Origin of the sequence: Campylobacter sp. BCW_6889 (assembly GCF_001762535.1) — a bacterium.
In the GTDB taxonomy this organism is placed as follows: Bacteria; Campylobacterota; Campylobacteria; order Campylobacterales; family Campylobacteraceae; genus Campylobacter_D; species Campylobacter_D jejuni.
On the sequence record NZ_MJWZ01000030.1, the window covers coordinates 99,562 to 109,487 of the forward strand.

11 protein-coding genes and 1 tRNA gene are annotated in these 9,926 nt (G+C 30.4%); 7 read left to right on the forward strand and 5 right to left on the reverse strand.

The window, feature by feature from the left end; genetic code table 11:
* Positions 1-6: 6 nt before the first annotated feature.
* The 5 genes from argH to AJ939_RS03525 are packed head-to-tail and all read right to left on the reverse strand — an operon-like array spanning position 7 to position 7,503.
* A complete protein-coding gene (gene argH, locus AJ939_RS03505; protein ID WP_070276238.1) occupies positions 7-1,389 on the reverse strand; it encodes an argininosuccinate lyase in 1,383 nt (460 codons plus the stop codon).
* A 9-nt stretch (positions 1,390-1,398) separates the two neighbouring features.
* Positions 1,399-2,973 (reverse strand): phosphoenolpyruvate carboxykinase (ATP), encoded by a 1,575-nt coding sequence (gene pckA / locus AJ939_RS03510; RefSeq protein WP_004305981.1) that lies wholly within the window; start codon positions 2,971-2,973, stop codon positions 1,399-1,401.
* 12 nt (positions 2,974-2,985) lie between these two features.
* Entirely contained in the window at positions 2,986-4,785 is a 1,800-nt protein-coding gene (locus tag AJ939_RS03515) for a biotin/lipoyl-containing protein (protein ID WP_070233360.1), read from the reverse strand.
* 30 nt (positions 4,786-4,815) lie between these two features.
* Positions 4,816-6,156 (reverse strand): sodium-dependent transporter, encoded by a 1,341-nt coding sequence (locus AJ939_RS03520; protein WP_044779224.1) that lies wholly within the window; start codon positions 6,154-6,156, stop codon positions 4,816-4,818.
* Positions 6,157-6,168: 12 nt separating this feature from the next.
* Entirely contained in the window at positions 6,169-7,503 is a 1,335-nt protein-coding gene (locus tag AJ939_RS03525; RefSeq protein ID WP_044779223.1) for a sodium-dependent transporter, read from the reverse strand.
* Between the two features lie 231 nt (positions 7,504-7,734).
* Between AJ939_RS03525 and AJ939_RS03530 the strand changes: the two genes are divergently transcribed.
* From AJ939_RS03530 to AJ939_RS03545, 7 genes are all read left to right on the forward strand, one after another.
* Positions 7,735-8,073, forward strand: coding sequence for a F0F1 ATP synthase subunit C (locus AJ939_RS03530; protein WP_002861627.1), 339 nt, complete (start codon positions 7,735-7,737; stop codon positions 8,071-8,073).
* A gap of 33 nt (positions 8,074-8,106) precedes the next feature.
* Positions 8,107-8,192, forward strand: a tRNA-Leu gene (locus AJ939_RS03535).
* A 194-nt stretch (positions 8,193-8,386) separates the two neighbouring features.
* The gene (locus AJ939_RS10530) at positions 8,387-8,602 is read left to right on the forward strand and encodes an Arm DNA-binding domain-containing protein (RefSeq protein ID WP_002881691.1); all 216 of its coding nucleotides are present in this window, start codon (positions 8,387-8,389) and stop codon (positions 8,600-8,602) included.
* 65 nt (positions 8,603-8,667) lie between these two features.
* Complete coding sequence (locus tag AJ939_RS11340) at positions 8,668-8,871, forward strand: phage integrase central domain-containing protein (protein ID WP_374700110.1); 204 nt, start codon at positions 8,668-8,670, stop codon at positions 8,869-8,871.
* A gap of 20 nt (positions 8,872-8,891) precedes the next feature.
* A complete protein-coding gene (locus AJ939_RS10535; RefSeq protein ID WP_052521783.1) occupies positions 8,892-9,284 on the forward strand; it encodes a tyrosine-type recombinase/integrase in 393 nt (130 codons plus the stop codon).
* A gap of 8 nt (positions 9,285-9,292) precedes the next feature.
* Positions 9,293-9,592, forward strand: coding sequence for a tyrosine-type recombinase/integrase (locus tag AJ939_RS10540; protein WP_002881695.1), 300 nt, complete (start codon positions 9,293-9,295; stop codon positions 9,590-9,592).
* A gap of 11 nt (positions 9,593-9,603) precedes the next feature.
* A partial coding sequence (locus AJ939_RS03545) for a hypothetical protein (protein ID WP_070283387.1) occupies positions 9,604-9,926 on the forward strand: 323 nt, incomplete at its 3' end.

Sequence of the window (9,926 nt, forward strand, 5' to 3'; positions counted from 1 at the left end):
CAATATTTATATTTTTTTAATAAATTCTTGTAAAATTTGAATTTGCTTTTCTACGCTTGTAGTAGAACTTGAGCCTTCACTTTGTTTAGAATTTAAAGAAATTTCAAAATTTAAAAGCTCTATAGCTTTTTCATCAAATATAGGATCTATTTTTGAAAGATCTTTAATTTCGCTTATATCAATGCCTTGTATTTCAGCTTGTGCAACAACATTTCCTACTATAAAATGTGCCTTTCTAAAAGGAATATTTTTTTCACGCACTAAATAATCCGCCAAATCAGTAGCCAATAAATGACCTTTTTTGCAAGCATTAAGCATATTTTCTTTATTAATTCGTATTTCTTTTAACATTGCATTTAAGATGATTAAACTATCTTTAGCGGTTTTTACACTATCAAAAAGCCCTTCTTTATCTTCTTGCATATCTTTATTGTAAGCTAAAGGTAGAGCTTTCATTATAGTTAAAAGAGAAATCAGATTTCCATAGACACGCCCTGTTTTTCCGCGTATAAGTTCACAAACATCGGGATTTTTTTTCTGAGGCATGATAGAACTTCCTGTTGAAAAACTATCACTTATGGATATAAAAGAAAATTCCGAACTTGAAAATAAAATCATTTCCTCGCAAAGTCTTGAAGTGTGTGTAAAAATAACTGCTATATCATAAAGTAAATCAAGAGCAAAATCTCTATCACTCACTCCATCCATAGCATTTGGCATAATATCTTTAAATCCTAAAATTTTAGCGTTCAACTCACGATTGGTGGCATAGCTTGTTCCTGCACACGCACAAGACCCAAGTGGCGAAAAATCAGCGAGTTCTAGACTATTTTGCAAACGCTTAATATCTCGCATTAGCATAAAAGCATAAGCTAAAATATAAAAAGAAAAACTCACAGGCTGAGCGTGTTGTAAATGTGTAAAACTTGGCATAATAGTTTTTTTATGCACTTTGGCATGTTTGAGCATGGTTTGAATCAATTCTTTTAAAAGCTTTATAAGTTCAATATGAGATTTTTTGACAAAAAGTTTAAAATCAGTAGCCACTTGATCATTTCTACTTCTTGCAGTATGAAGTCTTCCACCAATTTCACTACCTATAAGCTCGCTTAAACGCTTTTCTATAGCCATATGAATATCTTCATCTTTAATATCAAAAATAAATTTGCCTTGCTCTATTTCACTTCTAACCTGCTCTAAACCTTTTATAATAGCATCTAATTCTTCTTTTTTTAAAATACCACAACTTTCAAGCATTGTAGCGTGTGCTATAGAACCTTGTATATCTTCATTGAACAAAGTTTTATCTACATTTAAACTTGCATTAAATTCTTTTAAAAGCTCATCACTTGCACTACTAAAGCGTCCTGACCACATTTCATTTTTCATTTAAATGCCTTAAATTTTTGGTCCAAATTTGCTAAATTCAATGCCTTCTTTGACATCTTCGTAACGTTTAAAATTTTGTATAAACATATGTGCTAATTTATCTCTTGTTGCAATATAATTATTTTTATCTGACCAAGTATTTATAGGATTTAAAAGCGTGCTTTCTACACCTTCTAAAGCTTTTGGAATAGCTAAATCAAACACTTCAAAATTTTCAAATTCGCATTTTGCAATACTTCCATCTAGAATAGCATTAATGCAAGCCCTAGTAGCCTTAATACTCATTCTTTTACCCACACCGTAGCTTCCACCGCTCCAGCCTGTATTAACAAGATAAACATTAGCTTCATGCTTTTCAATCTTTTCACCAAGTAATCTCGCATAAACCGTTGGATGCAAAGGCATAAAAGGTTCTCCAAAACAAGCTGAAAAAGTTGCTTGAGGTTCTAAAATACCACGCTCAGTTCCAGCTACTTTTGCTGTATAACCACTTAAAAAATAATACATAGCCTGCTCTTTGCTTAGTTTACTTACTGGAGGTAAAATTCCAAAAGCATCTGCACTTAAAAATATAATATTTTTTGGATGCCCTGCTTTTAGACTAGGCTCATGATTTTCAATATGCTCTATAGGATAAGAAACTCTTGTATTTTCTGTTTTTGAAGCATCAGCATAATCAACACTCTTATCGGCTCTTAAAACTACATTTTCTAAAAGTGCATTTCTTTTAATGGCACCATAAATTTCAGGCTCATGTTCAGGATCGAGATTGATTGTTTTTGCGTAACAACCACCCTCAAAATTAAATACACCTTCATCATCCCAACCATGTTCGTCATCACCTATAAGTTTTCTTTTTGGATCGGTTGAGAGTGTAGTTTTTCCAGTGCCACTAAGTCCAAAGAAAAGTGCTACATCACCTTTTTCTCCGACATTTGCACTACAATGCATAGAAAGTTTATTTTCTAGTGGCAACCAATAATTCATCATAGAAAAAATACCTTTTTTCATTTCTCCGCCATACCAAGTTCCACCAATAACTGCTATATTTTCTTCAACATTAAAGATTACAAAAACCTCTGAATTTAAACCATCTTGTTTGTAATCTTCATTGATACATTTGCAAGCATTATAAACAATAAAATCTGCTTTAAAATTCTCAAGTTCTTCTTGACTTGGGCGAATAAACATATTTTTAACAAAATGCGCTTGCCATGCAATTTCAGTAACAAATCTTACTGCTTTGCGACTTTGCAAAGAAGCGCCACAAAAAGCATCTTGAACATAAATTTTCTTTCCACTTAATTCTTGTTTTGCTTTGGTCAAAAGCTTATCAAATAATTCTTTTGTAATGGGCTGATTTACCTTTCCCCAAGCAATATACTTACTAGATGGATCTTGTTTTACAAAATATTTATCTTTAGGACTTCTACCTGTAAAAATCCCTGTATCTACACAAAAAGTATCATTATCCGTACTTAAACCTTCATTATTTGCTTTTTCATGAGCATTTAATTCATCATAACTTAAATTATGAAAAATTTCTTTTATATTATCCAAACCTAAATTATCAAATTTTTTCATCTTTCCCTCACTTTAATTCTTATAGATAGCTAATACTTCGCCTTCGTTAACAGTATCGCCTATTTTAATACAAAGCTCTGAAATAATTCCATCTTTTGGAGCATTAACCTCAATCTCCATTTTCATTGCTTCTAAAACCATGATGGCTTGACCTGATTTTACTTCTTCACCTTCGTTAACATAAATTTTAAAGACATTACCTGAAATACCTGCTAAAACTTCATTTTCAGCATCTACAGAACTTGTTGAATTTGAAGAAACAATATTTTTATTTTCTTCTACTTTTTTTACACTTTTAACATTAACATCTTTATCAAAACCATAGCTTACCTCTACATGATATTTATTACCATTTACAGCTACGGTAAATTTGTTTTCATCTACACTCATAGGCTTTGGCATACTAGCTAATTTGCGTACATTTACCTTTGCCTCTCCTTTTAAAAATGCTATACCTTTTTCTTTACAAGCTGCTGCAATAAATATATTTTCTTCACTCGTTTCTATACTCTCTTTTTCAAGCAAGGTTTTGGTATAAACTATACTTTTACTCTCATCTTTATCAGCTATATTAATAGCAAGCTCTGTAGTAGGTTCTAAATTAAGTTGTTTTGAAGCAAGTTCAACAATATTTGCATCGGGTGTAACAGGAGTTTTTCCAAAATAACCAAGCACCATTTTTCCATAACCTTCTGCTATTTTTTTCCAAGGTCCAAACATCACATTATTAAAAGCTTGTTGAAAATAAAATTGAGAAACTGGAGTAACCGAAGTACCAAATCCACCTTTTTCTACAACTTCTCTCATAGCATGAATGACTTGTGGAAATTTATCTAAGATATTATTATCTCTCATCATTTGTGTATTTGCTGTTAAAGCTCCTCCTGGCATAGGAGAAAAAGGAATAAGTGGATTTACCATAGTAGCTTCAGGTGGTAAAAAATATTCTTTTAAACAATCTTTTAAAACTTCTTCGTATTTTAGAATTTTTTCTTCCTCAAGTCCGCCTAAATCATAATCTTTGCCTTTTAAAGCATGCATCATGGTTAAAATATCAGGCTGAGAGGTTCCGCCACTTACTGGAGCCGCAGCCAAATCGATACCATCAACCCCTGCTTCAAGTGCTGCAAGATAGCAGGCTATACTCACTCCTGCAGTTTCATGCGTATGAAGTCTAATGTGTGTATCTTGAGGTAAAATTTTTCTAGCCATTTTAATGGTTTCATAAATTTTATTTGGATTAGAAGTCCCACTTGCATCTTTGAAACAAATACTATGAAAAGGAATTTCTGCTGCTAAAATTTCTTTTAAAATTTTTTCATAAAAAGGCACATCATGGGCACCTTTACAATTTGGCGGTAAATCCATTAAAGTGATAGTAATTTCATGCTTTAACCCATGTTTTACTATACATTCACCACTAAATTTTAAATTATTTACATCATTAAGGGCATCAAAATTTCTTATCGTTGTAGTACCGTGTTTTGCAAAAAGTTTTGCATGCAAATCAATAAGTTCACTACTTCCAGTATCTAAAGTAACGGTATTGACCCCTCTTGCTAAAGTTTGAAGATTGACATCTTTTCCTACAATAGCCCTAAATCTATCCATCATGGTAAAAGCATCTTCATTAAGATAAAAATACAAGCTTTGAAATCTAGCACCACCGCCAAATTCAAAATGTGTAATGCCTGCTTCTTTTGCTGCTTCTATTGCAGGAAAAAAATCATCCATTAAAACCCTAGCTCCATAAACAGACTGAAAACCATCCCTAAAGCTTGTATCCATTACATCGATGAATTTTTTAGCCATTATTTTTCCTTAAAAAATATTTTTTCATTATTATACAAAAATTTGATAACACATTACCAAAATTATTGCTATAGGCGATATAAAACGAATAAAAAACAACCAAATTAAGAAAATTTTTCGACTTATAAATTTAGAAAAAATTTTATAAATTTGTTTTTTATTCATAAAAAAACCTACAAATATAGAGCATGCTATAGCACCAAGTGGAAGTAAAAAATTTGAAGTTAATTTATCTAATAAAGTAAAAAAATCTTTGCCAAAAAAACTAAACATAGAAAAAAAATTTAAATTTAACGACAAGATACAACAAATTCCAAAAACAAAAACAAATAAACCTATTAAAAATAGAGCTTTAGCACGAGAAATTTGATAGTTATTAATCATATAAAAAGTTAAAGGCTCTATCATTGAAACAGCTGAAGTAATACCAGCAAAAAAAAGTGCTAAGAAAAAACAAAATGCAAAAATATAGCCTAAAATCCCAAGCTGATTAAACAAACTCATCAAGGATACAAAAACAATCCCCGCTCCTTGAGTATGTGGATCGGCTCCAAATTCAAAGATAAAAGTAAAAACAATAAGTCCCATAATAAAAGAAATCAATAAGTTAATCAAAACAATATACACTGAACTTTTTATAAAATTTGTTTTTTTATCCAAGGCTGATGAATATGTAACTATACAACCTATTCCCAAGCATAAGGTAAAAAATGCAAGCCCTAAGGCTTCGGCAATAGAGCTAAATTTAAAGTGTGAAAAATCAGGATAAAATAAATAAGAAAAAGCATTTGCAAAACCTTGCTTAAATCCCATGCAATAAAACAACATAAAAACAAGCATTAAAAATAAGCTAGGCATTATAACAACGTTTAATTTTTCAATCCCTTTGATTAAACCTTTAGATACTATCAATAAAGTAAGAAAAAAAGATAAAGTGAAGAAAAAAACAGAACTTGTCAAATTTGTAGTGATTAAATTCTGAAAATTACTTGCTGCTTCATCTAAAGTTTTAGGAAGATAATAAAGACTCACTACAGTATATTTTAAAACCCATCCCATGATAACTAGATAAAAAGAGAGGACAAAAATACCACCTAACATAAAAACGCCGCCATATCGCCATCTATTGCCATATTTTATAGCAAGATTTGAATAAGCATTTGCAAGATCACTTTTACTTAAACGTCCCATAGCCACTTCAGCCAAAAAAATACTAAATCCTATAGTTAAGGTAAAAAACAAATATAAAAGCACAAAAACAAAACCACCATTTTCTGCACTTAAAGTTGGAAATTTCCAAGCATTACCTAAACCAACGGCTCCACCAGCAACAGCCAATACAAAACCGATTTTTGAAAAATATGTTCTCATTATTTTTCAAACTCACTTTAAAAAAGCGGCTATCATAACTATAACAACAGCCAAAGGGGAAATAAATCTCAAAAACACATACCAAAGTTCAAAAAATATACCGCTCATATAAGGTTCAAATAAAATTTTTAAAGCATCTTTTTTCATCACAAATCCCACAAAAATAGCTGCCAAAATTCCACCTAAAGGCATAATAACCTTGCTTGAAACACTATCAAGCAAATCAAAAAAACTCATTCCAAAAAATCCAAACTGAGTACTTTTTAAAGAAGATAAAATACACAACATTCCTAAAATATAAACAACAATTCCTATTAAAATCAAAGCTTTTTTACGGCTCATGCCAAAAGTATTAATAAGATAAAAAGCAAAAGGCTCTATCATTGAAACAGCTGAAGTAATACCAGCAAAGATTAAAGAAATAAAAAATGCTGCTCCAAAAATACAACCAATCACCCCAATTTTTTCAAATAAAGTAGCTAAGGAAATAAAAACAAGTCCTGGTCCTTGCTGATTAGGATTGTAGCCAAATTCAAAGATAAAAGTAAAAACAACCAAACCCATTAATAAACCAACTAAAAGATTGATAAAAATAATATTTAAAGTACTGGTAATAAAATTGGTTTTATCAGGCAGACTAGCAGAATAAGTAATAATCGTTCCAACGCCCAAAGAAAGACTAAAAAAAGCAAGTCCTAAGGCTTCAAGAACATTTGAAGTGTTGATTTTGGAAAAATCAGGTACAAAAAGAAATTTAACCGCCATCATAAAACCATCTTTACTAATAGCATAAACAAGCATCAAAATAAGTAAAATAAACAATGAAGGCATCATCCAAACATTTAACTTTTCAATCCCATTCTTAACACCTTTAGAAACAATATAAAAAACACATAAAAAAACCAAAGTAAAACAAATAAACTGACTTAAAAAATCCTCACTTGTAAAAAATCCAAACTGTGCTTTACTTACTTCTAGATCCATAGGCAAATTTCCAGTGATACTTAAAAACACATATTTAACTATCCAGCCAATCACCAAGGTATAAAAAGAAACTATTAAAATCGCCCCCACCATAGTAAAACCAACATAAGACCAAGCTTTTTTATTTGAAGGTGCTAACTTTTCATAGGCATTAACCGGATCTTTTTCACTAATTTTTCCTATGCTAAGCTCAGCTAAAAATATCACAAAACCTACACCTAAAGTAAGAATTATATAAAGCAAGATAAAAGCAGATCCACCACTTTGACCTACTAATGTTGGAAATTTCCAAGCATTACCCAAGCCCACCGCTGAACCTGCTACCGCTAAAATGAAACCTATTTTTGAAAATTTAGAACTCAATGTTACAACCTTAACTTAAAAATTATTTTAAAATATTATTAAAGCAAAAAAACTTTTAAGCTTTATTGAAAACAATCAAATTTAAATCAAAAATGTGAATTTTTGTAAATTTCAATAAAAATAAAGATACTTTTGGTTATAATTCGGCTTTATTTTTAAGTCTTAAGTAGGGATACGCAAGCCGAACTGATTTAAAAATTGAAAAAATTTTTTTATAGAAAGGTTAAGATAATGAAAAAAGTTCTTTTTTTATTATTAGCATGTTCAGCAGTAGCTTTTGCAGCTGAAACTAATGCTCCAGTAGAGCAAGAAGCTATTAATGTATGGATTAAAGCATTTTCAGTTCTTGCAGCAGGTTTAGGTCTTGGTGTTGCAGCACTTGGTGGTGCTATCGGTATGGGTAATACTGCAGCGGCAACAATTGCAGGAACAGCTAGAAACCCTGGCCTTGGGCCAAAATTAATGACAACTATGTTTATCGCTTTAGCGATGATTGAAGCACAAGTTATCTATGCTCTTGTTATCGCGCTAATAGCACTTTATGCAAATCCTTTTATAGTTTTACAATAAAACTTATCAAAGCCCTTTTTGGGCTTTTTTTATGCGGTTATGGTGGAATTGGTAGACACGCCATCTTGAGGGGGTGGTACGCTCTGCGTGTGCGAGTTCAAATCTCGCTAACCGCACCATCGATACTATAAACTACTATAAATATCATACTTATAAAATATCGATAAAATAGGCATTTATAGCTATATAAAGCCTAAATTAAAGTTTTTTCCGTTAAAATTCATTTCGAAACTTTTTTCCTAACTTTTCTCCTAACTTTTTATTTTTTATTCTAAAAAGTTAGGAGAAATTACCACAAGGAGTCTATTTTTAAATGCTTACACAGAAAGATATAGTAAATATTAGTCCAAAAGATAAAAAATTTTTAATTAGCGATAGTGATAATTTATTTGTATTAGTTTATCCTAGCGGCAAAAAGTCTTTTGTATTTGATTGTAAAGATCCAAAAACAAGAAAATTAAAAAGAATAACTTTGGGGCAATTTCCGCAAATATCAATTAAAGAAGCTCGAGATAAAAAAATGAGATAAAAACTTTACTAAAAACTAATGAAAGTATAAGAAAAAAAGAAGGATGTGATACAAGTTTTAGAAAAATTGCTGAACAGTATTTTCTTCAAAAAAACGACATAACAAAACGCACTCTCAATGAGTCTATTAAGCGAATGGAAAATCATTGCTATCCTATTATAGGAGATATTCCCATTAGTAATCTTAAAAGAAGCGATATTTTAAATGTTCTTGAAAAAATAAAACTACAAAAAAATCCGAAGTCGGTAAAAAAATATTTACAACATTAACTTATGCAGTTAACAAAGAGATGATTGAAAATAATATTATGCTTGGTATAAAAAGAAAGGATTTGGTCTATAACAAAAAAACAAGACATTTTGCGACTATTACGGAAGTTTCAAAAATTAAAGAATTAATTGAAAATATTATTTATATACAATGTGATACAAATACAAAAATGGCAATCTTATTGTCGCTTCTTACTGCGCAAAGAAGTTTTAGCATAAGAAATGCTGCTTGGGAAGATATTGATTTAGAAAATGGCTTGTGGAACATACCTGCTTCAAAAATGAAAATGAAAAAAGCGCATTGTATACATCTAAGTGATATTGCAGTGCAATTATTAAAAGAATACAAACAAATAAGTCATCATGATCTTTTATTTAAATCCATTAAACAAAAAAGAAAGGCGATGGACTAAATGAGATCTTGAGTGATAATACAGTAAGAATGGTATTTAGAAGAATGGGATATTCAAATGAAGATTTTACTCCACATGGTTTTAGATCTATGTTTAGTACTCTAGCTCACGAAAATATTCAAAAACATCAGTTTAGTAGCAATATTATAGAAATGTGTTTGGCACATACGGAAAAAAATAAGGTTAAAGCTTCATATAATTTTGCACAAAATTTAAAAGAGAGAAGGGAGTTGATGCAATGGTATAGTGATTATTTGTGCGAAATATGCCCAAAATTAAAAGATTTTATTTTACTTGATTTTATATAAAAAGGAATAATATGAAAAACAAATATTTAAAAGAAGCATTCACTCGGGCGGGGGGTGAATTTCTTGAAAATAGAGAAAATAGAGAAAATAGAGAAAATAGAGAAAATAGAGAAAAACTCATAAAAACCCTAATCATACACTTAAATTCTTATTTAGAGGCTGAAAGTAATCTACAAAAAATCAAGATTTTAGTCAAAATATATCAAAATTTACAAAAATGTAGCCGAACTCCTGATCTTATTGACATAGAAGAACTTGAATTTAACAAAGAAGACATTTTCGAAGAATTATTTTATGCTTTAGGCGGTTTAGGAGGTATGTATTCCGTAGAAAT